The organism is Rhodopirellula sp. J20-39, assembly GCF_057365095.1.
In genome coordinates this window covers 5,323,755-5,348,918 of sequence record NZ_CP195123.1, presented here as the reverse complement: position 1 = coordinate 5,348,918, position 25,164 = coordinate 5,323,755, and the positions used below count along the sequence as shown (strand labels likewise).

General features: G+C 53.6%; 20 protein-coding genes. 15 read left to right on the top strand and 5 right to left on the bottom strand.

The genetic code is table 11. The annotated features are described in order from the left end of the window. Nucleotides 1-33: 33 nt before the first annotated feature. The 3 genes from ACR3ZL_RS19320 to ACR3ZL_RS19310 all read right to left on the bottom strand — a co-directional run bounded on the left by ACR3ZL_RS19320 (nt 34) and on the right by ACR3ZL_RS19310 (nt 4,005). Nucleotides 34-1,173: an LptF/LptG family permease gene (locus ACR3ZL_RS19320; protein ID WP_473651461.1), complete on the bottom strand. Its 1,140-nt coding sequence runs from the start codon at nt 1,171-1,173 to the stop codon at nt 34-36. 360 nt (nt 1,174-1,533) lie between these two features. Then, nucleotides 1,534-1,752 (bottom strand): hypothetical protein, encoded by a 219-nt coding sequence (locus tag ACR3ZL_RS19315; RefSeq protein ID WP_486172894.1) that lies wholly within the window; start codon nt 1,750-1,752, stop codon nt 1,534-1,536. 327 nt (nt 1,753-2,079) lie between these two features. Beyond that, complete coding sequence (locus tag ACR3ZL_RS19310; RefSeq protein ID WP_473651462.1) at nt 2,080-4,005, bottom strand: sulfatase-like hydrolase/transferase; 1,926 nt, start codon at nt 4,003-4,005, stop codon at nt 2,080-2,082. Nucleotides 4,006-4,467: 462 nt separating this feature from the next. Between ACR3ZL_RS19310 and ACR3ZL_RS19305 the strand changes: the two genes are divergently transcribed. From ACR3ZL_RS19305 to ACR3ZL_RS19275, 7 genes are all read left to right on the top strand, one after another. Beyond that, on the top strand, nt 4,468-6,039 hold the full coding sequence (locus ACR3ZL_RS19305) for a sulfatase (RefSeq protein ID WP_486172893.1): 1,572 nt from the start codon (nt 4,468-4,470) through the stop codon (nt 6,037-6,039). 134 nt (nt 6,040-6,173) lie between these two features. Continuing rightward, nucleotides 6,174-7,700 carry a sulfatase gene (locus tag ACR3ZL_RS19300; protein ID WP_473651465.1) on the top strand — a complete coding sequence of 509 codons (1,527 nt, stop codon included), beginning with the start codon at nt 6,174-6,176 and terminating at the stop codon, nt 7,698-7,700. Nucleotides 7,701-7,798: 98 nt separating this feature from the next. Further along, nucleotides 7,799-9,250, top strand: coding sequence for a sulfatase (locus ACR3ZL_RS19295; protein WP_473651466.1), 1,452 nt, complete (start codon nt 7,799-7,801; stop codon nt 9,248-9,250). A 137-nt stretch (nt 9,251-9,387) separates the two neighbouring features. Further along, entirely contained in the window at nt 9,388-11,154 is a 1,767-nt protein-coding gene (locus ACR3ZL_RS19290) for a sulfatase (protein WP_473651467.1), read from the top strand. A gap of 189 nt (nt 11,155-11,343) precedes the next feature. Further along, nucleotides 11,344-11,517: a hypothetical protein gene (locus ACR3ZL_RS19285; protein WP_473651468.1), complete on the top strand. Its 174-nt coding sequence runs from the start codon at nt 11,344-11,346 to the stop codon at nt 11,515-11,517. Nucleotides 11,518-11,598: 81 nt separating this feature from the next. Beyond that, on the top strand, nt 11,599-12,807 hold the full coding sequence (locus ACR3ZL_RS19280; protein ID WP_473651469.1) for a DUF1559 family PulG-like putative transporter: 1,209 nt from the start codon (nt 11,599-11,601) through the stop codon (nt 12,805-12,807). 409 nt (nt 12,808-13,216) lie between these two features. Further along, nucleotides 13,217-14,890, top strand: a complete 1,674-nt coding sequence (locus tag ACR3ZL_RS19275; protein ID WP_473651470.1) for an arylsulfatase — start codon at nt 13,217-13,219, stop codon at nt 14,888-14,890. Between the two features lie 388 nt (nt 14,891-15,278). On the opposite strand, the gene ACR3ZL_RS19270 is transcribed toward ACR3ZL_RS19275, so the two are convergent. Then, entirely contained in the window at nt 15,279-15,665 is a 387-nt protein-coding gene (locus ACR3ZL_RS19270) for a COG3415 family protein (protein WP_473651471.1), read from the bottom strand. Nucleotides 15,666-15,926: 261 nt separating this feature from the next. On the opposite strand from ACR3ZL_RS19270, the gene ACR3ZL_RS19265 reads away from it, so the two are divergent. From ACR3ZL_RS19265 to ACR3ZL_RS19230, 8 genes are all read left to right on the top strand, one after another. Next, nucleotides 15,927-16,094 carry a hypothetical protein gene (locus ACR3ZL_RS19265; RefSeq protein ID WP_473651472.1) on the top strand — a complete coding sequence of 56 codons (168 nt, stop codon included), beginning with the start codon at nt 15,927-15,929 and terminating at the stop codon, nt 16,092-16,094. Between the two features lie 32 nt (nt 16,095-16,126). Beyond that, nucleotides 16,127-17,371 carry a DUF1559 family PulG-like putative transporter gene (locus ACR3ZL_RS19260; protein WP_473651473.1) on the top strand — a complete coding sequence of 415 codons (1,245 nt, stop codon included), beginning with the start codon at nt 16,127-16,129 and terminating at the stop codon, nt 17,369-17,371. A gap of 222 nt (nt 17,372-17,593) precedes the next feature. Further along, nucleotides 17,594-17,737: a sulfatase-like hydrolase/transferase gene (locus ACR3ZL_RS19255; RefSeq protein WP_473651474.1), complete on the top strand. Its 144-nt coding sequence runs from the start codon at nt 17,594-17,596 to the stop codon at nt 17,735-17,737. Between the two features lie 361 nt (nt 17,738-18,098). Beyond that, a complete protein-coding gene (locus ACR3ZL_RS19250) occupies nt 18,099-20,567 on the top strand; it encodes a DUF5060 domain-containing protein (protein WP_486172892.1) in 2,469 nt (822 codons plus the stop codon). Continuing rightward, the gene (locus tag ACR3ZL_RS19245) at nt 20,564-22,495 is read left to right on the top strand and encodes a sulfatase-like hydrolase/transferase (protein WP_473651476.1); all 1,932 of its coding nucleotides are present in this window, start codon (nt 20,564-20,566) and stop codon (nt 22,493-22,495) included. Before ACR3ZL_RS19250 ends, ACR3ZL_RS19245 begins: the two co-directional genes overlap by 4 nt. A gap of 168 nt (nt 22,496-22,663) precedes the next feature. Further along, nucleotides 22,664-24,136: a sulfatase-like hydrolase/transferase gene (locus tag ACR3ZL_RS19240; RefSeq protein ID WP_473651477.1), complete on the top strand. Its 1,473-nt coding sequence runs from the start codon at nt 22,664-22,666 to the stop codon at nt 24,134-24,136. A gap of 67 nt (nt 24,137-24,203) precedes the next feature. Next, nucleotides 24,204-24,515, top strand: a complete 312-nt coding sequence (locus ACR3ZL_RS19235; protein WP_473651478.1) for a sulfatase-like hydrolase/transferase — start codon at nt 24,204-24,206, stop codon at nt 24,513-24,515. Further along, nucleotides 24,505-24,798, top strand: a complete 294-nt coding sequence (locus ACR3ZL_RS19230; RefSeq protein ID WP_473651479.1) for a hypothetical protein — start codon at nt 24,505-24,507, stop codon at nt 24,796-24,798. Before ACR3ZL_RS19235 ends, ACR3ZL_RS19230 begins: the two co-directional genes overlap by 11 nt. Before the next feature lie 169 nt (nt 24,799-24,967). Here ACR3ZL_RS19230 and ACR3ZL_RS19225 read toward each other — a convergent pair whose 3' ends face one another. Continuing rightward, nucleotides 24,968-25,147 carry a hypothetical protein gene (locus tag ACR3ZL_RS19225; protein WP_473651480.1) on the bottom strand — a complete coding sequence of 60 codons (180 nt, stop codon included), beginning with the start codon at nt 25,145-25,147 and terminating at the stop codon, nt 24,968-24,970. Between the last annotated feature and the right edge of the window lie 17 nt (nt 25,148-25,164).

The following is a 25,164-nucleotide window of genomic DNA, read 5'->3' as shown; positions in this document are numbered from 1 at the left end:
TACCCAAAAGCTAAACGCACACCGAGTTACGAACTATACGTGCTGGACCGCACGTAACCGCACGAAGGCCAGCGGGCACACGATCAGCAAGGGTAACCAAGCGGCTACACCGGGGGCAAACAGTGTCCCCGACCCGCCCAGTGCACTGGCGATGGTCTTCAGCAGGAAGAACAGCAGCACAATGCCGACGGCGGAGCCAATCAGGACAAAAAGTTTGCGACCGCGTCGGTTGACGACCATCGGCAAAATTAGCAACACAAGCCCGAAGTCCAACGGTGCACGAACAATACGCTCGTGCAGAGTGGTCTGAAGTGAAAGGCTGCTATGCACGTCCGGATTGCGAACTCGACCGGCTAATTCCATGATCGACGCTAATCGCACGGCGGTGTCTTGGGTCTGGAGCATGTTCGGGTGAACGGACGTGGCGACGAAGCATTCTCCCGAAGACAACCATGGTTGGTCCAATGAAGTCATCAGTACGAGTTGGTCTTTCAGACCAGTCGATGCGATGCGGTCAATTGCTTCAGGACGCTTAACGTTGGTTGCCAAATACCCGCTGGGGTGATCGGCATTAGCGTCCACCCACACTGCGGTATCGGCCAAGATCATGTCGCCAAATTCACCGTACTTGGTATCAATGCGGAAGTTGGGCCGTGAAATGCTCAGTCGCTTCATTTTCAGCTTTGCACCTTCAATCAAAATGCCGGTGGCTTGATCGAAGGTGGGACGCACGGCCTGTTCGGTTTCCCCGTCCAGGTTCTCCGCTTTCATGGTGAGCGAATTGCGGAACTGTGGGATCACCAGTTCGCGACAGAGCAATTGTCCTGAAATAATGACCAGCGAAGCGATCACCATCGGGCGAAAAACGCGACCGTGCGATACACCGGCCGAAAGTGTTGCCGTCAGTTCGCCGGTACGTCGCAACCAGCCCACGGTGAACAGGAACGCCATCAACGTGATGATCGCGCCCGTCATATCGAACAATAGAATCAGGTACGGACCGTAAAAACGCACGATCACAATCGGCAGCGACTGGCCTTGGCGTGATTGTTCCACCAGGTCATCGAACGCTGTAAATGCGTGAAAGACGATGAAGATGCCTGCCAACGACAAAAAACACACGAAAACCGTGCGTAAGAAGAGCAGCAGGATATAGCGGTCGATTTTGGTCACGTTCTTTGACCGATCCAGGTCACGGCTGACATGATGGGGTATTTCGCGTGCGCAAGCTGATCCTTCAGTGCACAGTGCTTACCTACCCTGCCGCGCCTTCCACACGCAAGATCAACACGCCGTTGTCAGGTCGCCAAAGCGGGGCTGCGAAGATTCTTCGCTACGTCAATGTTCGGTTTCAGCGTGCGAAACAGGGCAGTTTTCGCCCGGTGGCATCCAGGTCAAATGGACGTGGACGGTCATCGGTGGATCTTGCCGGTGACGCTAAAGCGTGCCGTGAATCTCGTTGTGAAACACGAGTGGCAGGCGATGTTCACCTGCGGGGCATCGTCGATCAGCGTCCTTTGCTAGCGATCGCGTTCAGCGTCCGCTTTTCATTGGATCGAGTCCAATACAAGAACAGCCCAGTGCAACTAACAGCGCTCCGGCACCTTCTAGAATGGCACCGGATACCATGATTGCGATTCCAATCAGGATAAACACTGCGCTGGCGATCATAGCGGTGGGCGGTCGCTTACTCGGCTGGTCCTTCTGCATGTCCCCTTGGACGTCAGCGGTGGATTTGAGTGGGGGTATCATAGATCCTCGATTCTCGCATCGGTCTAGTACGGAACTACCGAAAGACCCCTGTAACGAAAATCGTCACGCTGGGAAATAACAGATTTGATTTTCCCGAGACGTCCCACCGATTTTATCCACAACGCTAGTGCTTCATCCAGATTCAAGTTGGGGGTAGTGGGCGAGGCGACGAGCCCGTCTGGTCGGTGAGTGGATAGGATTCGTCGCCTCATCCACTACGATCAACCCCAAAATGAAATGTAGATGAAGCACTAGCTACCCAGAACGCGGAGGGTTTTGGGCGTGGTTCACTCCGGACGACATGGTCCGCGGGTTTCCCGTTGACGGCTATGGGGCAGACGCGGTGCGGAAACGGTACCAGTAAGCTCCATCGTTGAAGACTCCTGCGGGTTTGCCGCCGATCTTGATCCAGCCTCGATCAGCCAATGCGAAATAGGTGGTGTTCGGCTTCAGCGTCGGTAGATCATCAAACGTGACGTGCCGCTGACCTTCGGCTGGATGACCGGGCTGCGGATCAGCCTGCCAGACGATCGTGTTGATGTCGCTCGCTTCGTACAGCCGAATCGTTTTGTCGTCGCTGTTTACGAACGAAATTGGTTGCGAAAAGTAGAAACTTAGATCGGTGTCGCAAGGAACGTTCATGGCCGACGAAGCCGGGGCGGCACGCTCAAAATGGGGCAAACTCATCCGAACCCGATGAAAGCCCCAGCCTTCTTGGTAGGGTTTCAAGGGAGTCCGCCACGACGGTGGCATCGTCGTGTGATCTTTTGCAAATTCAAACCAGTGATCACTCATCGCTTGAAGTTGTTCCGGCATCGCTTCGGCTAGGTCTTTCGATTCTGCTGGATCGGCTTTGACGTTGTAAAGCTTCCAAGGTCCATCGCTAATACTGGAAATTTTCCAGTCGCCTTTCACTAAGCCTTTGCCGGTTTGATTGAAGGCCCAAAAGATCTCGTCATGGATCGCGTAGTCCGGTAGTGAGCTATCGCTTAACAGCGGTAACATCGAACTTCCATAGAGCGGTTCCAGTTTGCGATCACCGTCGGTGGATGGATAGTCGACTCCCGTCAGCGCGAGCAGCGTCGGGTAGAGATCCGTGACGTGCAGACGTTGGTGAAGAATGGATCCCGGTGGTGTAGCGACCTTCCCTGGCCAACGCACAATGAATGGCACCGACACGCCGCCCTCTTGGGCCGATGATTTGTACCAACGGAACGGTGTGTTTTTTAGATACGCCCAGCCAGTCGATGCAAACGGATGGGTACCCGGTTTCCATGGCACTTGCTCGTCGTAAGTTTGGATGTCACCGTTGCTGTAGTCACCACCATTGTCGGCCATGAAGATAACAAGCGTGTTGTCGTCGAGTCCTCGGTCTTGCAAGTGGTTCAGCAAACGCCCGATGTTCCAGTCCACTCGATCAAGCATCCCCGCGTAGGCAGCCATCCGGCGGCTTTCTTGCTTTTGAATCTCAACGGGCAATTCGTCCCACCGTCGCACTTCTGCTTCGGGCTGCGACATCACATAGCGGTCGTCCACCAACCCCATCGATTGCATCCGTTGGAATCGTTCCTGACGCAAGGTTTCCCAACCGCTTCCATAGCGTTGGTAGTACTTTTCCACGTTCTCGCGTGGTGCGTGCAATGGGCTGTGTGGTGCGTTGTAGGCCAAATAGGTGAAGAACGGTTTGCCTTTCTCTTGTGCCGCGTCGATTTGTGCGATCGCGTCATCGGTAAACGCGTCAGTGCTGTACCAGCCATCGGGAACTGGCTTCGGGGCTTCCTGATTGGTCTGAATCGCGTCATGCCGTGCGTCTTTTCCCGTCCAGCTATCGATCGCACCCTGCAGGAACCCGTAGAACGAATCGAAACCCGAGTCGATCGGATTGCCAGGTTGATGCCACTTCCCCGAGATTGACGTCGAGTAACCAGCCGCCTTCATCAGTCGTGCGATTGGGATTGAACGACGGTAGTGATCCGATTGGCTGTGAGTGTGTCCGGTCAGCAAACTTGTTCGCGTCACAACGCACATCGGATTGACGTGAAATTCGCTAAAGCGGACGCCGTCGGAGGCAAGTTGATCTAGATGGGGCGTGTCAATTTCGCCGCCATAGCAACCAATGTCGGAGTACCCCACGTCATCGGCAACAATCAAGAGAATGTTGGGACGAGTGTCTGCTAACTCAGCAGCAGGCGACGTTGAAAAACTTGCCAGCATGACGGCGGCAAGACTGGCGAGTTGCATGATCGTTTTCATGTTTTGCATTTCTTAATGAATCAACGTGACCCGTGCAGAACAGGGAGGCCAAGATAGCGAGATGGGGGCAAACTGGTGGCGTCCGTGTTTTGACTCTCGAGGTGAGGCTGCAAGTTTCTAACTTCTTGAATGATCGAAATGGCGATGCCGATTACCGAGGCCCGAAACGGCAATCACGGATTGTTTGCCACGGGGATTGTTTGCCTTCCGGTGACAAATCTCACATCCGGTTTTTCGCTTGGAAGAAAAATTTGAGATGACGGTTTACCGGTAGGCGGCTGCGTGAATAGCGGTATCTGGCGTCCTTGTGGGCCTATAGGGTTGCCTCGGGGGCCGTTAATTTCCAGGATTTCATGTGAGATTGCTTGCGCACTGGCAAACCAACGGTTCAGCGATCTGCTGTTTTACCTTGCGGTGGCCATTCACGAGACAACTCTTTCTTACTTCCCCTGATCAACGTCCATGAAGTTCCGTGCACTCCTTTTTATCTTGGTGACTCTATGTTCGAGCGTATCGGGTTCTGGCTTTTTGGTATCGGCTGCTCCGCCGCCCAACGTCGTATTCATCTTGGCGGATGATCTGGGATGGAGTGACACGACGTTGCACGGCACGACGGAGTTCTACAAAACGCCTAACATTCAACGTCTTGCGGAACGAGGGCTGATGTTCACCCAAGCGTACGCCGCCAGTCCGTTGTGCTCGCCTACTCGCTCGGCCATTTTGACCGGTCTCAGTCCCGCTCGCACTGGTTTGACCACGCCCAATTGTCACTTACCACAAGTTGTGCTGAAGGCGACCGAGGGAGTGAACGCGCCGCCGAACAAGCATGCTATTCAACCCAAGCCGATCACGCGTTTGGGTACGGGACTTCCAACGATTGCTAAGTCGTTGAAAAAGGCCGGCTACGCCACCGGCCATTTCGGAAAGTGGCACTTGGGGCCAACGCCCTATTCGCCGCTTGAACAAGGTTTTGACGTTGACGTGCCTCATTGGCCGGGGCCTGGGCCAGCGGGCAGTTATGTCGCGCCCTGGAAGTTCAAGGATTTCGATCACGATCCCAACATCCCCGATCAGCACATCGAAGACCGGATGGCAAACGAAGCGGTCTCGTTCATTGAAACGCACCAAAACGAGCCATTCTTTTTGAACTACTGGATGTTCAGCGTTCACGCCCCGTTTGATGCGAAGGAGGCGTTGATCCAAAAGTATCGCAAGACCGTCCAGCAAGATGATCCGCAACGCTGCCCCACGTACGCGGCGATGATCGAAAGTATGGACGACGCTGTGGGGACCTTGATGGACACGCTGGATCGATTGGATTTAACCGACAACACCATTGTTATCTTCACATCGGACAACGGTGGGAACATGTACAACGAAGTCGAAGGAGAAACGCCGACCAGCAATGCACCGCTGCGTGGTGGAAAGGCATCGATGTTTGAAGGTGGCACCCGCGTTCCGTGCGTGATCGCTTGGCCAGCAAAGACTACCGCGGGTACAACTTGCAATCAGTTGATTCAGAGCGAGGATTTCTATCCAACCTTGCTTGACGGACTCGGTCTTTCTCCCGAACCGAATCAGCAATTTGATGGAATCAGTATTTTGCCGGCATTCGGCGGCAGCAAGCTGAGTCGTGACGCGGTGTTCCAGTATTTCCCGCATGATCCACCTGTGCCGGATTGGATTCCACCTTCGGTGTCGGTTCACCAGGGAGATTGGAAGTTGATTCGCGTGTTCTATGCGGGAGTGGACGGCGGCCACCGGTATCACTTGTTTAATCTCGCAAGTGACATTGGCGAGAAGAACAATCTTGCGAAGTCGAATCCTGAACGGGTTCAGCAGATGGACGCGTTAATCAGTGACTTCTTAATTGACACGAAAGCGGTAACGCCGATTCCGAATCCGAAGTTCGATCCTAAACGCTATCGTCCCGAACTTGAAGGCATCCGTCCCGCTGCGAAGAAGAAGCCGAAGGCTAAGCAGACGGCGCAGAGCAAGAAGTCGCCGAAGACGAAGCCCGTTCGTAAGCCGTGAATCGGTAATCCGCTCGCCGCAGCGGCGGAACTGATCGAGTCCACCGTACCTGTCGGCTCATGGCAGTTCATCACAGTCGGACAAACGAGGCTGTGTGTTTTTCGCCTTCTTTGTCGCCAACATATTTGGTCCTGATGAATGAAACTAACTCTCGCTCTTGTAATGCATCCATGAAAGTCGCCGCGTTCGTAATTCTGTTGTCGTTCGGTTTGGCGAGTCCGATGATGGCTGACGCTGCGAAGCCGAACATTTTGTTCGTAGCCGTCGACGATCTGAACGACTACATTTCTCCGCTGGATAACCAGGCCGGAGTCAAAACACCAAACTTCGATCGCTTGGCCCAGCGGAGCGTTACGTTTGCAAACGCCCATTGTGCGGCACCGGTGTGTCATGCATCACGAGTCGCCACGATGACGGGGGTGCATCCGGCCACGTCGGGGCTCTACAACAACTTGTTTGGTTCTCACGGACCGCGTTGGCGAGACGAGTCACCAGCGTTGAAGAATGCGGTCGTCCTGTCCCAGCACTTTCGTGATAACGGCTATCACGCCGTCGGTGCGGGTAAGATCTTCCACGCCTTGCAGTGGACGCCAGGCGATTCGCAAAACGACCCATCCGCGTGGGATGGATACCGAGGCGATCCGCTCGATCCAATCTCGCATGATTGGCCGCGGCCGAAACTGATACCGGACGCGAAGGCGGGTTTGACCCCGGGACGCCCGCTCGGGCCCCGGCAGCTCTTTGGAGCTCATCCCTTAAGCGTGTCAGATTCCGAGACTGGCGATCACATGGTGGTGGACTGGGCGGCTGAACAGTTGGCAAAGCACCATGACAAGCCTTTGTTTTTGGCGGTGGGACTGTTTCGCCCGCACATCCCTTTCGAAGTGCCACAAAAATACTTTGACATGCATCCGATCGATCAGATCGAATTGCCGGTTGTGCAAGAAAATGACTTGGTGGATAGCCGAGTACCTAAACGCCAAACATGGCATCGTTGGGTGGTAAAGAACCGGCAATGGAGGAAGTTGATGCAGGGATACTTGGCCAGCATCAGCTACACCGATCACCAACTCGGGCGGTTACTGGATGCGTTAGATCAGTCGCCGATGAAGGATAACACTGTGGTGGTGTTATGGAGTGATCACGGCTTTCATATCGGCGAGAAAGACAACTGGGAAAAGTTTTGCTTGTGGGATCAAACAACGCGAGTGCCCCTGTTTATCCATGCACCTGGGCGAAGTGCTGATGGGGAAAGCACGCGACAGCCTGCAACGCTCACTGATATTTATCCCACACTATGTGAGTTGGCTGGGTTACCCGTTCCTTCCCAGTGCGATGGGCACTCGCTGGTCCCTCAAATCGAAAATCCGGAAGTGAAGCATGGGCGGTTGTCGTTGACTTCCTACGCGTTCACGGAGCGGCCGTCGCATGCTGTATCGGATGAACGTTACCACTTCATTCGGTATGAGGACGGATTCGAGGAACTTTACGATGTTCAGGAAGATCCGCACGAGTTTACGAACCTGGCCGCATTTCCAGAATTTGCTGAGATGAGAGCGAGGTTTGCCGCGGCTCTACCCAAGCAAGCGGCACCACGACGCGGAGTCCCCGAGGATTCCCTCTACAATCGGAAGCGTAGCTCAAAAGCTGAGTCGCATTAGTCGCAGTGTCTCGCATTAGTTGCAGTGCCTCGCATTAGTTGCAGTGCCTCGCATAGCCGATCCGTCCCAACGAACATTGATTGAACGAATAAATGAAAATGCAATCGAAACTTGTCCTCCTGCTCGCGATAACGTCGTGCTTGTTTCCCCGGTTGGGGTGGGCAGTTGAAAAGCCAGTTGCGGCAGAGAGACCAAATGTGTTGTTGGTTTCGATCGACGACCTCAACGATTGGGTTGGCTGTCTTGGTGGGCATCCCCAGGCAAAGACCCCCAATATTGATCGTCTTGCTGAATCGGGGACGCTCTTTGCAAACGGGCATTGCCAGTCACCGGTCTGCAATCCATCGCGTGCCAGCATGATGACCGGCCGCTATCCGCATACAACCGGAATCTACTTCCTGTCGCCCGACTTGAAAGACGCACCGGCTTTGAAGGGTGTCAAAACCATGCCCGAGGTGTTTGCCGCGAACGGCTACAAAACCATGGCGACTGGAAAGCTTTTTCACTCTCGGGATAGGCGATTCTTTCAGGAATACCAGCCGTCAGGCGGATTCGGTCCGACACCCGCTAAGAAGATTTCCCAGCCGCATGGTCATCCACTTTGGGACTGGGGCGTCTACCCCGACTTGGATGAGCCCGAAGCGAGTGATCTGATGCCGGACATGAAAGCGGCGAAGTGGGCAGCGGGGAAGTTGGCGGCCAAGCATGATCAGCCGTTCTTCATGGGCGTGGGGTTCTACCGTCCACATGTGCCCATGTATGCCCCTCAGAAATGGTTTGACCTGCATCCACGAGAAGGCATCCAGCTTCCGCTAGTTGCGTCCGACGATCGCAAAGACTTAAGTCAGTACGCGATTGATCTGACCAACCTCGAGCACGTATCGCCGATGCATCAATGGGTGTCCGAATCCGGGCAATGGGAACACGCCGTGCAGTCTTATTTGGCATCGGTCAGTTTTGCCGACCATTGCTTGGGTCTCGTTTTAGATGCACTGCAAGCGAGCGATTATGCCAACAACACGATCGTGGTGTTATTTTCGGACCACGGCTTTCATCTTGGTGAAAAGCAACGATGGGCCAAACGATCGCTCTGGGAGGACGGCACACGAGTACCGATCATCATCTCTGCTCCTGGATCCCAGCCCAATCAGCGAATAAGCCAGCCAGTTGAGTTATTGGACTTGTTTCCAACTCTCTTGGAACTCGCTGGGTTGCCCGCGGACGCCGACCAGGAAGGCCAAAGTCTTGTTCCTTTGATGAAAGATCCGTCGCGAGATTGGAGTCACCCTGCGATCACCAGCTTCGGTCCAGGCAACTACGCGATCCGATCGGCGCGATACCGTTTCATTCAGTATCTCGATGGCTCGCGAGAGTTCTATGACCTCGCTAGCGATCCTCATGAATGGGCTAACTTGGCGTCTAATCCGGAATATCAAAGTCTGATTGCTCAACACTCAGCTTTCCTGCCAACGGTCCAGCATCCAGTCCTGCCCGGGAAGTCAACCGGTCACGAAGCCTATGCGGCAGCGAATGCCAATCTTGAAAAATAGACCGTTCGCTTACTGCTCGATCAAGCGATTGGGGTGACGCCCGTTCATTCGCAACCTCCGCTCTGTAACCATCGCTCTGTAACCACGCCTGACAATGCCCTGGCTGGTTCTCTCCGATTTCGAATTGTTATTCAACCATGAACGATCAAATTCCAAGCCTGCTTATCTCGTTTGCGATTGCTATTTGTGGTGCAGTAGCGGCACATTGTGATGAACCATCGAAGCCGAATGTGATTGTTATCCTGGCCGATGATTTGGGCATCGTGGATGTCAATGCGTTCGCCAATAAGTTCACCGGGGCGAAGTCGGATCAGATGTACTATGAGACCCCAAACCTGGATCGATTGACGCGGGAAGGCTTGGCTTTTTCACAAGCGTATGCATGCCACCTCTGCTCACCTGCTCGTGCCAGTTTGTTAACCGGAAAGTATGCCGCACGTACCGGGTTTACAACGGCCGTCGGTGGGAACGTAAGAACCTTTTACAACCAGGCAATCGAGCCGCCGCAAGGTTATGTCGCGCAGGACGCGCTTGTTTGGGAAGACGAAATTCCTATTGAACAAGCATTGCTCAATGGTACCACTCGTGATGCACTGGCGTCGGGACACGCTATGGACGGAGGGCAGGACGAAACGACTCTCGCCGAAGCGATGACGGACCATGAGTCTGCGTTCATTGGGAAGTGGCACTTGGGTGGGCATGGATCACAGGGATGGCAGCCTGTCGACCATGGCTTCGAAGAAATTTCGTACTTCGATGAAGGCGGATCGCCTTACTTCCATTGGCGAGATACGTGGGACAGCGGAAAGAAATTATTCTCATCAACGCCTCAGGAAAAATTGCTGCGTGGTAAGTCAGGTGGCGACTTGGGCGAAAAATATCTGACCGACGAACTCACTGAACACGCGGTCAAGTATCTGGAACGCCGGGCCAAGTCACAAGAGACGGGCGGGAAGCCTTTCTTCCTGCACTTTTGTCACTTCGCTGTTCACACGCCTTTTCAGGGGCGGGCTGAAGATATTGCTCATTTCACTGGCAAATCGACGAGAGGATGGAATGGCCATGACAATCCGATCTACGCAGCGATGCTGAAGCGACTGGATGCTTCGGTCGGCAGAATCCTTGATGTGTTAGACGCCACAGGACTGGATCAAAATACATTGATCGTCTTTATGAGCGACAATGGCGGCGTGACTTATACCAATCCGATTGCTACCAGCAATTCGCCATTCAAGGGAGGCAAAGCTCTCCATTTCGAAGGCGGCATTCGAGTGCCATTTGTGATTCGCTGGAAAGGTCATGTTGAAGGAAATCGCTGGAGTAGCGTGCCGGTCGACTGCAACGACATTTTTCCAACCGTATTAGACATCGCTGGTTACGAAATTGCCGAGCATGTTAAACAAGGCGGAATTGATGGACGCAGTATTGCCCCCTTACTCACTGACCCCGACAACGCCAAACACGCGTACGGCCGTGATGTTTTCTATTGGCACTACCCGCTTAATGTGATCGTCAAAAATCCGGAGGACGGGCTGCCGTCGGCACCGTCTTCTGCCGTCCGTAAGGGTGATTGGAAATTGATCTTCGATTGGTCGGGTGCCCTGCGGTTGTACAACATCAAAGAAGATCCGTTTGAGAAAAACGAATTGTCTGCGGCGATGCCTGGCAAGACGCGTGAGTTGTTCGTGCAACTAAACGACTGGATTGATCAAAATGTGGACGTGAAATACACACCCGCAATCAACCCAGATTATCAGCCGTCCAAAGAGTCTCGTAATCGGACCTTTGTTGATCTGCGCCGCAAGTATTTGGGCGCGGAGCGTGCTATACGTTCGATCGACGACGACCCGCGATTTAGCTTGATTCCAAATGACGTGCAACGGCATGTTAACCAGTCAAATTAGACAAAAAGCATTTGATGGATGCGGTTCCAAATAGTGCTCGGAACCGTTTATCGCTTACGGAGCGGTCGTCCTCAAAATATCTTCAGCCTTTTTCGCGTTTCCGTGAAAGATATCTGCCGGAGAGGCAAAGCAGTAGAAAGCTATACGTTTAGCAGGATGTTTTCAGTTTCCTTCAGTCAAGGTCGTTCAATGATCAGGTGTTTTTTGCTCGCAACAGTGTTCTTTGCATGCATTGGGTGCGGCAATTCACAGACAGGTCCCGAAGGTACTCAGCAGGATGCGATCGAGGCCTATATCGAGGCGAATCCCAATGTGGATGCTGAGGTCAATGAAATCGACGAAAGTGATGATGGCATCGAGTAGCAGTGTTGTTACACGATCCAACCTGCAGGTGTCGCTCTTAAAACCTTCGCTGTTTTCTTTCTCCTTTTGGAATTCTTTTGTATGAAAAAGTCAGATTCAAGACGGGCATTCACCCTTGTGGAATTGCTTGTCGTCATCGCAATCATTGGTGTTTTAGTTGGGCTTTTGCTTCCAGCGGTTCAGGCCGCTCGTGAAGCAGCCCGACGAATGAGTTGTAGCAACAATTTCAAACAAATTGGGCTCGCCATGCACAACTATCACTCCGCGTATAAGCAACTACCGATGCAATCAGGTGGTTCCGCGGACTTCACGGGAACCTCGCAAGCAAACGTCGATGCGTCGGAAGTTCCAGCAACCAGCAATTCTCTCGAGCTAAGCTTCTTGGTTGGGCTGACGCCCTTCTTCGAGCAGCAAGCTTTGTGGGAGCAAATCAGCAACCCGCTCGTCGATCCGGTCAGTGGTAACATTTTCCCGCCGATGGGACCGAACCCTCGCCGAACGCTGACGGCAAACGGCGTGGCCCGATATGAGCCTTGGTTGGTGAATATTCCTTCGTTGCGATGCCCCTCCGACCCGGGCGTCGGAATTCCGTCGCAAGGCCGAACGAACTATGCGGGATGTATCGGTGACGCAGTTAAGGAAACGTCCAATGGAGCAAAGAACCAAAACGGTACCAGCAATGGCAATGAGTCGGCCGTTCGAGCTTCGTGTCGCGGCGTATTTGTGGCGCGAGAGACCATGCGTTTTCGCGATATCTTGGATGGGTTGTCCAATACCATCGCAGCCGGTGAAATCATCACTGATCTAGGGGACAACGACGTGCGAACCCGCGGCGTTAACCGGAATGCTGGCCCGTCGGTTTGGAACGATGTTCAAAAGTGCGAAGTGGGCCGAGATCCAGAACGGCCTCAGTTTTGGCGTGGAACGCTAACCGGACAAATCGAGTTTTACGGCAACGCTGAACAGCGCCGAGGTTATCAGTGGGCCTTGGGGCGTCCGTTCTTTACTGGTGTTTCTACTATTTCACCGCCCAACAACGAAGTCTGTTTGCAAGTGAACCACATCAACGTCGGGAACTTTCCGCCGAGCAGTCGTCATCAAGGCGGTGCGCACGTCCTGATGTCGGACGGCGCGATCAAGTTCATCACCGATTCGATTGAAGCGGGGAATCAACAAAGTAAGACGGTTCAGTTGGGGGGAACTCCACCTGCGGGTGCTGAAAGCCCGTTCGGTCTTTGGGGTTCGTTGGGAACCCGAGCTTCCAAGGAAGTGATCAGCGAAGAGTTCTAGCTTCGGCATTCGGTTGACGCTCCGGCCTGTGAATCAAGGAAACGGATTCACGGGCCGTTCAGGGGCGTCGCACCCCAAGTTGGTCTTTAACGCTCAAGCATGAGCCCGATGGTGAGTTCTTTACCGTGTCTAAGGCAACCTTTGGCTTTCGATCGATGTGATGGGCATTTACGTTGAGGGTGACTGCAATCCGTCATTTGGCCGTTTGATGAGGGCGATTTTGGGTCGGCGTAGCGGTTCGATGGCATGTTCGTCTAGCTGTTTGCCGTCAATTCAATCATCCCGAAGGGGCCTGTACTTGTAGGGCTGATGAAGACCATGAAACGCGTTCGTACGCGATCCGTGTCGACCTGAGAAGTGAATAAGTACAGCTAACAACCCACAGCGTCGGACGTGAGAAAAACAGGCAATGAACATAAACGCTAGAGCAGTGATGCGACTGACCCTTGGTTTCCTGTCGGTGGCTGTTGCTCCGCCCAGTATTGCGGGTGAATCAAAATCCTCGGAACGGCCAAACATCGTGTTGATCATGGTGGACGATATGGGCTTCTCCGATGTCGGGTGCTACGGAGGCGAGATTGATACGCCGAACATAGACGAACTGGCAATGACTGGCATTCGTTTTTCGCACTTTTACAACAACTCTCGTTGTTGTCCCACGCGAGCCACTTTGTTGACAGGTCTTGCGTCACACCTTACCGGAATCGGTCACATGACCGGGACACAGCATGACTTTGGCACGCCGGGTTATCGTGGTGCGCTCAATCGCAAGTGTGTCACGATCGCAGAAGCGTTGCGGCCTGCTGGCTATGCCACATTAATGTCGGGTAAATGGCATGTTGGCGAGCGTGATCCGAGCTATTGGCCGGTGCAGCGTGGCTTCGATAGGTTTTACGGAACTCTTAGCGGGACCGCTCGGTTCTTTTACCCGCAATCACCCAACCACATTACACGAATGAACGAAAAGGTCGAACATCTGGAAAGCACCACGGATCGCAAATACTACACCACCGACGCGTTCACCGACCATGCGATTTCGTTTGTTGAAGAATCAGTAAGCCAAGATCGTTCGCAACCCTTCTTCCTCTACCTTGCCTACAACGCACCTCATTGGCCGCTTCAGGCACACGAGGAAGATATCGACAAATACCGCGAACGCTATTCGATGGGCTGGGATGAACTGCGACAACAACGGTACCAACGACAGATCGAGCTTGGACTGATCGATGCAAAATGGAAGCTTTCACCGCGAGACGATCGCGTGCCTGAGTGGGCTTCCCTGAGCCCGCAGCAACAACGACTGGAGTCGTTGCGAATGGCGGTTTACGCAGCGATGATTGATCGTGTTGATCAGAACATCGGTAAGCTTCGCGATTCTTTGACTGAACTAGGCGTGACGGATAACACGTTGGTGATGTTCCTGTCTGACAACGGTGCGTGCCAGGAGGGGCCCGCTCTTGCCAAGGCCGATTTCCTGGACTCCGAAAAGCGAAATTTGGAAGACGGGTGTCGGATGGCCAATTACGGACGCCCCTGGGCGAACGCATCGAGCACTCCGTTTCGTTATTACAAGCATCATACGTTCGAAGGTGGAGCGGCAACGCCGTTCATTATGAACTGGCCTGGGAAAATTGATTCACAACCGAATTGGTATCGAAGCAACGCGCACATCATGGATGTGATGCCAACGGTTCTTGAGGTAGCCGGAGCGGCGTACCCGAAGGTTGCGCACGGAAACCAAATTCCGTCTCTCTCGGGGACCTCTCTTTTGCCTGCGATTAATGGCAAGCCGCTTGCGCGGCATACGCCCATCTTTAACGAGCATGAAGACAATGGTTTGGTCCTCGACGGCGACTGGAAACTGGTCGCCAATGGAATTGCGGTTGGCAAGCAGCCAAAAGAAGAACTTTGGGAACTCTATAACCTCAAAGATGACCGTACGGAGTTGAATAATTTGGTAGAGGCCCATCCCGAACGCGTGTCAGAAATGGCGTCGGCGTGGAAATCGTGGGCAGACCAAGTGCAGGTTTTTCCGAAACCAGAGACACGAAAAACAACTCAGGCCAGTCGCGATCATGAATGACCGTCCGGTAACCACATTCAACGGGTGTCTCGTTTCTTTCCCCTGACGCGAAACCGATTTCGCCGACTCAATTCCCACGAAGAAGTAGTCCGTCTCGACAGTAGCAGCGACGGTGTTAGACCGGAGCTTGCGTCGAGATCAAAGTCGCAGTGCAACTCGAAGCAGTGCAACTCGAAGCAGTGCAACTCGAAGCAGTGCAACTCGAATAAGAAAGAAAGATGAATAACAACACCACGATGTTCCGGCAGAAGGCACTGATACTAAAACGTTAACACGCGTCATTATCAGCATACTGTTTATTGTCGTCGCACGGCCCAATCAAGCGGCGAATCGACGCTGGCTGCTCTTCCAGATCGTCCGCTTTTGCTGGAAGTCGCTCCGCTATTGCTCACGGGCATGAATCATCTTTTTTAAGCGTGTGCCCCAGGCGATGTGGCTCGTTCCAGATAGTCGACAGGCAGCAAGTAACGCGAAGCATCGCGCGAAGTTGCTCTAGCGTCAAACTTGCATCGTGGCGAATCAGCTTGTCCAGACGTTCGCTTTGCTTTGCTGATAGAGACCGCTTTCGACCTGCCTTGTGGGTCTGGGGCTCAAGGGTCCCTAGATCACGCCAATGGTATTTCAGCTTCTGAACCATCTTGTGGCTTATCGAAAACCTGGCCGCAATCTTGGGCATGCTTTCCTCGCCGTTGAGCACGGCAGCCAAAATCCGCTTACGCAAGTCCATGTCCAAGGCCTTCATCGACGCACCTGCATGTTCACGAAAACCAAACATGTTCACGGAAACCAAAGTTCATCGCCGAGCCGAAGATGACTTATCTCAATCCTGCAAATGCTCTAACGCACCCGAGGATGTTGACTCGCTTCCTGCTCCACAGTCCGTCAAGCGAAGTCACTGTGGTTCTAGATAAACTTCCAATTTCTCATGTGAGATTCTTTCGCAAGTGGCACATCTACTTCCAAGGCAAACGCCAGATTACGCAGGTGGGGATCACTCCTCGCGACTTTTCTACCACATTATCGGATGGATTAACAAATGAGAGTGTTCTGTTTTATTGCATTGTTTCTGGCTGCTTGCGCGGGCTGTGGGGAAGGAGCTAACGAGGTTATCGCCGAGCAAGATGAGCTCAAGGCGTACGTTACCGAAAACCCAAGCCCGACAACCGAAGAACTGATGGCTGCTAACTCTGATGACCAAGAGTAATTCCCTTTTTCCCTTTTCTGGAGATATTTGTCATGAGAAACGTAAAGTTACGGAGCGGTTTCACACTCGTGGAGCTTCTCGTAGTGATCGCAATTATTGGTGTATTGGTAGGGTTGTTGCTGCCAGCGGTACAGGCCGCTCGTGAGGCCGCACGCCGCATGAGCTGTAGCAATAATTTCAAGCAAATCGGCTTGGCAGTTCACAACTACCATGCCGCATTTAATCAGATCCCAATGCAGACGGGCGGAACATACGCTGGCCCTGCGGGTGGAGGCGGCGCTTCGTTTGGAGATACAGGGAACGTAGCCGTTGCCAGTAACAACTTCGACCTGAGCTGGCTCGTCGGACTCACTCCGTTCTTCGAGCAGCAGGCGCTCTGGGAACAGGTCAGCAACCCGCTCCTGTCACCCGGTGGCGGTGGGACATTTCAATCGATGGGGCCAAACCCGCAACGAACCTTAACGCATCACGCCAACCAGCCTTATCAACCTTGGCTGACGAACGTTGCCTCCCTGCGATGCCCTTCCGATCCCGGAGTTGGACTGCCTTCGCAAGGAAGAACCAACTATGCAGCCTGTATGGGAGATGCGTTGGATCAAACAGCCTCAGGGGCCTATGGCGCGGGAGGGCAACCTTCGACCATCGCATCCAATCCAGTTAGTTTTACGTTCGAAAAAGTTCGTGCAGGCTGTCGCGGGATGTTTGTTCCTCGACAAGCAATGGGGTTCCGCGACGTTCTCGACGGTTTGGCTAACACAATCATGTCTGGCGAAATTGTCACCGACCTAGGTGACCGTGATGTTCGAACCCATCCCGTTGGTAGAAGCGCTGTTCCGCGGCCCGTCAATCGTCCGAACGCGTGCGAGGTGGGACTTGATCCTGCACGGCCTCAGTTTTGGGCGGCAACCTTGCCAGCAGGCCTTGCTGAACTTGGGATTTCTGAAGACGGTCGCGGCTTCAAATGGGCTTATGGACGTCCATTGCATACCGGCATGTTTACCATTGGGCCACCCAACAGTGAGATTTGCCTGCATACGCAAAACTCAGCCAATCAAACAGGGACTCTGGCAGCGGGGAGTCGCCACCAGGGTGGTTGCCATGTATTGATGGGAGACGGCGCGGTTAAATTCGTAACCGATTCCATTGAAGCGGGGAATCAAGAAAGCTCGACCCCGCAACTCAACGGGACGCCGGGTGCAGGCGCTCAAAGCCCTTACGGACTATGGGGATCCTTGGGCAGTCGAGCGTCCAAGGAAGTCATTAAAGACGAGTTCTAAAGTGCCTCAAAGTAGGAGGATTCGCCAGGATCCACTTCGCCGTTGTGTTAATCGGAAATCCTGGTGAATCCCACTACATCTCCAACCTCTTGACCTTCCATAAAATTTTTAGCGTCTCTGATTTTCGTCTTTACACTCGCAGTTCACGGTTCCCCATTGGCTGTGGATCTTCCCGATGTTGTTTTTGTTCTTGCTGATGATTTCGGCTAGAGCGACACGAAGTTGCAAGGGCCGACGGAGTTCTACAAGACGCCCAACATTCAGCGTTTAGCAAAACGCGGGATGATGTTTACACATGCGTACTCCGCCAGTCCGCTTTGTTCACCAATTCGTTCGGCAAATTTGACTGGACTCAGTCCGGCCTGAACAGGACTGACTACGCCGAACTGTCACTTGCCACAAGTCGTTCTAACAGCGACGGAGCGAACCAATGCTCCACCCACCAAACACGGAACTTGTTGAGAAGCTGGTTTCGCTTGCCCGGATTGGGACGGGAAATCGCCTTAGCGGATGAAGCCCGGGCGGCGTTCGGAACCATGAAGTGAAAATATTGACATTTCCACGTTCGATGGGGCCTTCCGTTTCCAGCGGACCGTTGCACCGGACATGAGTTCAGGATATCCGACGATTCGTTCAGCAGGTTCCACAAAAAGTGACACGCTACCCAAGGTGTCGTTGGACTTTACTATCAACACGAACCACCGATCCAATAATCGAAAATAGAGAAATGAAAAAATTGAACTTCCTTATCGTACTTATTCCTATCGGTTTACTCGTGGCGATCGCTGCGACGTCTGCGGTCGGCGATGAAAAACCACACGTTGCACCCAACGTCTTTGACGAGGTGGACGGTACAATCATTATGGAGATGGAAAACACGCAATCTCCGCTTGGTCAGTGGGAACGGCGTTCGACGCTAAAGCCATTCACTGGAGAAAGTTACCTGGAATTTATGGGCAACAACCCCGGTGTGGGCGCTCCTCACTCACCGCTGAACTATGATTTTCGCATCAACACACCGGGTGATTACTGGATCTCGATCCGGTCTCACAAAAGATTGACCGGCGATGATGGAGCCACTGCACGTAGCGACATGTGCAATGACTGTTACATTCGCGTCGAAGGTGAATACTCATCTGCTGATTCAACACTACCATCGGAATGGCTAAAGAAGGACACGAAGTTCTGGGGGAATGCCGCCGACTTGGATTGGAAAAACTGGTCCAATAAGGTTGTGGGAGACCACGATACGATCAAAACGGTGCGGTATCGGTTTCAGGCGGGCAAGCAGTATCGTCTGGTTGTATCCGGACGTGCGCAGCGTTTCAGTCTGGACCGGATTGTCATCACTCGCATAGCAGACCAGCGATTCAACGAGACGGGCAAGGAATCCCGACTGGTGTCGACTGAACGGCAGGCGGACGCAAAGGAAATTTGGCGAAACGAATTTGCGGTGTGGCAACCGCTGTCCATCTCCTTCGATGGTCCAAGGGCGTCTGAGACGGACGACCAACACAACCCCTTTCTTGACTATCGTCTCCAGGTTCAGTTCGTTGGCCCGTCAGGCCAATCTTATGATGTCCCCGGATACTTTGACGGCGATGGGAACGGAGGTTCAACGGGCGACCAGTGGAGCGTCAGATTCACGCCAGATGAGCCAGGTGCGTGGAACTATCAAGCGTCATTGCGTCACGGTTCTGACGTTGCAGTATCGCTAGTGAGCGGCGATGGCACCGCCGCGAACTTGTCGAACCCTTGTGGGACGTTCACGGTCACGCCTCGAGATGAATTAGCATCCGGATTTTTAAAGTGGGGCCGACTGGAATACGTTGGCGGTCACTATCTGAAATTCCGGGACGGACCGCATTGGATTCGCGGCGGGTTGGACAGTCCAGAGAACTTCCTTGCTTACTCTGGATTCGATAACACGCCGGCAAGCCATCGCTACGCCGATCATGTTTTCGATTGGCGGAAGGGTGATCCTGACTGGGGTGCCGGCCGCGGCAAAGCCATCATCGGTGCAGTCAACAGCCTTGCCGAGCAGAAAGTCAACAGCTTGTACTTTCTAACGATGAATATCGGTGGCGACGGAGGTGATGTGTGGCCGTGGTCGGGAAAACCAGCACGCAAGGGAAGCCCAACGGATGACAACCGACACTTCGATTTAAGCAAGCTACGGCAATGGGAAACCGTTTTTGATCACGCTCAACGTCGTGGAATTAACTTGCACTTCGTTTTTAACGAAGCGGAAGTCGCCAACAAGAAGGAGCTCGATGACGGCGAGCTCGGCATTGAACGCAAACTCTACTATCGAGAGATGATTGCTCGGTTCGGTCATCACAATGCTCTGAGCTGGAATTTGTGCGAGGAATACAATATTGGTTTCGACCTTGGTCCCGAGCGAATACGATCGTTTGCCGACTATGTGAACGCGGTCGATCCCTACGATCACCCCATTACGGTTCACTCGGCGCACGACCCGCTGGCCGCCTTGAAGTTCACATTGGGTGATCCAAGATTCAGTTTGACATCGATTCAATTGAACCGGCGAAGAATCGACACACTGGTCGAAGACTTTCGCGAAGCGACAACCAAGGCGGGCCGGCCGCTGCCCATTTCAATGGACGAGTTCGTGTTGGATGTCGGGCAAAAAGCGTCTTGGAAGCCGTTCGATCGCCCTGTTCTCCATCGCAAGCAGAAGATTTGGCCGACGCTGATGTCGGGCGGTCAGATAGAATTCATTCTCGAAGACTTGCTAGGCACCGAATCCTTCAAGACACCCCAGCGAACCGAACTGTGGAAGTTCCTCGGGATTGCCCGGACGTTCGTGGAAGAACATCTTCCGTTTTGGGAGATGCAGCCGGCCGATGAATTGGTTCAAAACGAATCAAGACTTACGGTTGGTCTAGGATCGGGGAAATCGTTTCAACTCGGAGCTCAAGTATTTCGGAAATCGGGGCAGGTCTACTCGATCTACTTCCCGGTCGCGACCGAAGCGGGGCAAATTGATCTGGGCGAAGCGACCGGTCACTTTCAATGTCGTTGGTTCAATCCCCGCTGCGGTCAGTTTGAAGGAAACCGTTTCAAAATCGTCGGCGGAGCGATAGTCGATCTCGAACAACCACCAGCGGAAGCTGATCAAGACTGGGTCTTGTTGATTGCCGCTGAATCGGAACCCAATGGAATCCAACAATGAATATCGCCCAGATGCGATTGCTCTATCAGTCGCTACTGAATGCGGCTGTAATTCTGGTGGCTTGCGGAACTGTTTTGGCAAATGAACGCCCGAATATCCTCTGGATAGTCGCCGAGGATCACGGCCCGCACATGGGGTGTTACGGCGACAAATTCGCAACGACACCGAACATCGACGGGCTAGCCCGACGCGGAATGTGTTTCGATTTTGTTTGGTCCAATGCCCCCGTTTGTGCTTCGGCTCGTACGACGCTTTGGTCGGGACTCTATGCGACCAGCACCGGCGGCGAACACATGCGAAGTATGGCCGTGATGCCGGCGAACAAGAAGATGTTCCCGGAACTTCTACGAGAGGCCGGGTACTACTGTGCAGGCAATGGTAAAGAAGATTACAACCATCCCAAGTCTAATGCGATGTGGGACGTCTCACCTCATCTTGCCCATTGGAATCAATGTCCGAAGGGTAAGCCCTTCTTTGCGTACTTCAACAATACTGAAAGTCACGAAGGTAAGATCCACGATGTTAAGGATGAGTCCGATCACGATCGCAGCAAGGTCCGCGTGCCGGCTTATCATCCCGACCATCCGGCAATCCGCGGCGAATGGGCTCGCTATTACGACAGCGTCACGGCCGTCGATGCCGCAGCGGGCAGGCGTCTTGCTGAACTCGCTAAAGCGGGGCTGAACCAAGACACCATTGTGTTCTACTTTGCCGATCACGGCGCGGGGTTGGCACGGAACAAGCGATGGCCTAACAACGCCGGGCTGCGGGTTCCCGTCGTTGTTCATTTCCCGCCGAAATGGAGGCACCTCGCGCCAAAGGAGTATAAAACCGGTCGCCGATCCGACCGTTTGATCTCATTCGTCGACTTTGCACCAACTGCCTTGAGTCTAGCGGGCATCGAGCCGCCGGAGTGGATGCAGGGACATGCCTTTGCCGGTGAATTCCAAACCGAAGGGCCGCGTTACGTACACGGATTCAGGGGACGCATGGATGAACGCATTGACCTCGTGCGGAGTGTTTTTGACGGACGCTACGTTTACCTTCGCAATTACATGCCGCATCTCTCGCAAGGGCAGCGTGTCGAGTCGCAGATTCGGCTTCGTCATTCCTCGACTCATGCGTGGCGAAAACTTTACGACGCCGGCAAGCTGAATGAAGCTCAAAGTCTGTTTTGGAAAGTCCCAAAGGCCCCCGAGGAACTCTATGATCTGCAAAGCGATCCAGATGAGGTCCACAATCTCGCTGACTCGCCCGGTCACCAGTTCGTTTTGCAGAACTTACGGACCGCTTCCCGAGAGCACGCCATCCGCATTCGTGACGTTGGGTTCATTCCCGAATACGCACGATTCAAAATCGCCAGGGCCCCCTACGACTTTGCTCACGATGACGAGCTCTACCCACTTCGTCGTGTATTGGACACGGCTGAACTTGCTTCCATGTTGCAAAGCGACGCCGTGCCAAAGCTTCGCGATCGATTGAGCGATGCCGATCCAATCGTTCGGTACTGGGCGGCGTTGGGGATGGTGATGCGGTCGAGTGATGCCGTTACCGCGTCGCGATCCAAGTTGGTGCAAGCTCTCACGGATTCGTCACCGGACGTTCAAATTGCCGCCGCGTGGGCTTTGGCCAAACACGGCTCGCCGATTCACGTCACGCAGGGACTCGCGGTTCTTGCGAAGTATGCTCCCCGCGATCGCAACAATACTCTGTTGTCGATGGCTGCCCTGACGGCACTGGATGATTGCGGAACAAACGCCGAAAGTCTTCGTGATGAGTTTGCCGATTGGCCGACGACCAGCGACGCGATCGACGGGTTGGATGATGGTCGCTTCAAGTCGAATCCATGGAAGCTATTGAAGAGCATCCAATTGCGTTTCGGCATCGCGGTTTCACCGTCGAACGATCAAAAGGTTTCGAAAAAGTGATTCTCTGTTCGAGTTCACAATACCTACTAAATGAACCGCAATGATGCCACTCAATGCAATCGTTGATGCTGTCAATGGTGACCTTCATTCGTGCTACCCATTTCCATGCTCAATTGATCATCCTCAGACTTATTCCGGCTCCAAAAGGCCCACCCGTAACAACACACCATGACAACAACTCGACTTCTCTCCCTAGCTCTCACACTGCTTTCGCCCGCTTGCCTTTTGGCAGAGCAGAACGCCAAACCCAATATCATCTTCATCTTCGCGGATGATTGGGGCTACGGGGACCTAGGAGCTCACGGTCATCTGACAGATGTGAAGACACCTCACCTCGATGCCTTATCAAAACAGGGCGTTCTATTTAGCGATGCCTACATCACGGCACCCCAATGCTCTCCGTCACGAGCTGGGTTGGTGACCGGTCGGTATCAACAACGTTTTGGCTTTGACCACATTCCCGACGGTCCCCTTCCTCTTGATGAGATAACGATTGCTGAAAGACTCAGGGACGCCGGATACAAAACTGGAATGGTTGGTAAATGGCATCTCGAACCCAACGCGGTCTGCCTCGACTGGGCCAAGGAACACCAGCCCGACGGGATCAAGAACAATCGAGTTGCGGTCCGCCAGAATCTGTCCCGCCCTTACTGGCCACAGGCTCGAGGGTTTGACGAATTCTTCAAGGGTGAAATGACGCGATATTGGAGCAACTACGCACTCGATGGGAGCGATCTGAATCCTGAGGGTGAATGGATCGATGACGCACGGTTCCGAGTTGATGTTCAGACGGAAGCTGGCTTGGCGTTCATTCAGCGCAACGCGGACCAACCGTTCTTTTTGTACTTGGCGCACTATGCACCCCACGTGCCGTTGGAGGCGACCGAAAAGTATCTCAGCCGATTCCCGGGCGAGATGCCCGAACGCCGCCGTACCGGACTAGCGATGATCAATGCCGTCGACGAAGGAGTTGGCCGCATCATGAATCTGCTGCATGAGCAAGGAATCGCCGAGAACACCCTCGTGATTTTCACCAGTGACAATGGCGCACCGCTGAAGATTCACAAGCTCGACACACCGGGCGGAGGCCCCGGTTGGGATGGGTCTCTGAATGATCCATTGACTGGTGAGAAGGGCATGGTCGCCGAGGGCGGAATCCGTGTTCCGATGATTTGGTCATGGCCCGCCCGGCTGCCCAAGGGCAAAACAATCAATGAACCAGTGATTAGCCTCGACATGACCGCATCAGCAGTAGCAGCAGCCGGTGTCGAAATCTCACCGACCACAAAGCTCGATGGAAAGAATTTGATTCCTTGGCTATCCGGCAATCAGGCGGCGGCTCCCAAACGCAATCTATTCTGGAGGTTCTGGAGTCAGAGTGCTGTCCGTAACGGTGACTGGAAATTCATCGTCACCAGCGACGGTCGAGAGATGCTGTTCAACGTCCGCGACGACAAAGAGGAACAACACAATCGAATTGCCCGACATCCGGAACACGCTGCGAATCTGAAAGCGGAGTTGATTCAGTGGAATGATCAGTTGGAACCGATGGGATTGCCATCGAAGCCACTCAACAACGAAGAGTTAGGCTGGTACGACCACTACTTTAAATCAACCAAACCGGCGTCTCCGCAGCAATGACGCTCGCCGGCATCTCGCATGATTGTGCACTGTCATACAAAATTGAAACCATTACCAAACGAACATCATGAACTCAGCGAACCATCAACGATGTTCGTGGCCGTTAATACTCGCCGCCGTGTTGTTCTATTCAACGACATCCGCTGCCAAGGCACCCGATTTTGTGATCACGATTGCGGACGATCATGGATACCATCATTCGTCGGTCTACGGATCGTCGGAATTCCAGACGCCCCACATGCAGCAACTCGCTGCCGAAGGGATTCGGTTTGACAATGCTTACGTGGCGTCACCGGCTTGCGCACCCAGTCGCGCAGCTTTATTCACCGGACAGATGCCGTACAACAACGGGATCGTCGGCAATCACGGTGAACGATGAGCAATTAGCCGCCGACTACACACGCGACGTTCTGATTGCCTGCTTCAGCCATCCGGCTTACACGGTATTTGTGTACTGGGGGATCTGGGAAGGAAAGCACTGGAAAACGGAAACCGGAAACCGGAAACCGGAAGCCGCGATGTGGCGATGTGGCGATGTGGCGATGTGGCGATGTGGCGATGTGGCGATGTGGCGATGTGGCGAAAAGATTGGACCATTCGGGAAACCGGCAAAGTCATCGAAGAATGGATCGGCAAGCGATGGCGAACGAAAGTCCGATTGATCACCGATGCCGATGGTCGTGCCAAGTGGAGAGGATTTCCGGGTTGCTACGATGCAAAAGTCGCGGGAAAGACAATCGCTGTTCACACCGCCGGCGATTCATCCGGCCGAGTTCAATTGCCATAAATGACATGGTTGTGGTTAACGATCCGATTGTGAATCGAAGGCCCTCAGTCCGAACCCTGGCTCGCCTCGGCCATTTCCTTGTATTCCCGTTCTAGGGCTGCGTCTCGCTCTTCAGCGGACATCTCTGTGCTAGGTTCGGGAACAATCACCTGGTTGCCACCATCTCCACATCCCGGGGAAAACAACAAAAGGATAAAGAGAAGCAAAAGGTTGTGACGATTCATGAATTGATTCTTTAGGG

Coding starts and splice junctions, on each gene's coding strand:
- ACR3ZL_RS19275 (WP_473651470.1), top strand. CDS start 13,217: ATGAACATAAACGCTAGAGCAGTGATGCGACTGACCCTTGGTTTCCTG.
- ACR3ZL_RS19245 (WP_473651476.1), top strand. CDS start 20,564: ATGAATATCGCCCAGATGCGATTGCTCTATCAGTCGCTACTGAATGCG.
- ACR3ZL_RS19315 (WP_486172894.1), bottom strand. CDS start 1,752: ATGATACCCCCACTCAAATCCACCGCTGACGTCCAAGGGGACATGCAG.
- ACR3ZL_RS19300 (WP_473651465.1), top strand. CDS start 6,174: ATGAATGAAACTAACTCTCGCTCTTGTAATGCATCCATGAAAGTCGCC.
- ACR3ZL_RS19295 (WP_473651466.1), top strand. CDS start 7,799: ATGCAATCGAAACTTGTCCTCCTGCTCGCGATAACGTCGTGCTTGTTT.
- ACR3ZL_RS19240 (WP_473651477.1), top strand. CDS start 22,664: ATGACAACAACTCGACTTCTCTCCCTAGCTCTCACACTGCTTTCGCCC.
- ACR3ZL_RS19290 (WP_473651467.1), top strand. CDS start 9,388: ATGAACGATCAAATTCCAAGCCTGCTTATCTCGTTTGCGATTGCTATT.
- ACR3ZL_RS19260 (WP_473651473.1), top strand. CDS start 16,127: ATGAGAAACGTAAAGTTACGGAGCGGTTTCACACTCGTGGAGCTTCTC.
- ACR3ZL_RS19225 (WP_473651480.1), bottom strand. CDS start 25,147: ATGAATCGTCACAACCTTTTGCTTCTCTTTATCCTTTTGTTGTTTTCC.
- ACR3ZL_RS19235 (WP_473651478.1), top strand. CDS start 24,204: ATGAACTCAGCGAACCATCAACGATGTTCGTGGCCGTTAATACTCGCC.
- ACR3ZL_RS19305 (WP_486172893.1), top strand. CDS start 4,468: ATGAAGTTCCGTGCACTCCTTTTTATCTTGGTGACTCTATGTTCGAGC.
- ACR3ZL_RS19265 (WP_473651472.1), top strand. CDS start 15,927: ATGAGAGTGTTCTGTTTTATTGCATTGTTTCTGGCTGCTTGCGCGGGC.
- ACR3ZL_RS19280 (WP_473651469.1), top strand. CDS start 11,599: ATGAAAAAGTCAGATTCAAGACGGGCATTCACCCTTGTGGAATTGCTT.
- ACR3ZL_RS19270 (WP_473651471.1), bottom strand. CDS start 15,665: ATGTTTGGTTTTCGTGAACATGCAGGTGCGTCGATGAAGGCCTTGGAC.
- ACR3ZL_RS19250 (WP_486172892.1), top strand. CDS start 18,099: ATGAAAAAATTGAACTTCCTTATCGTACTTATTCCTATCGGTTTACTC.
- ACR3ZL_RS19285 (WP_473651468.1), top strand. CDS start 11,344: ATGATCAGGTGTTTTTTGCTCGCAACAGTGTTCTTTGCATGCATTGGG.
- ACR3ZL_RS19310 (WP_473651462.1), bottom strand. CDS start 4,005: ATGAAAACGATCATGCAACTCGCCAGTCTTGCCGCCGTCATGCTGGCA.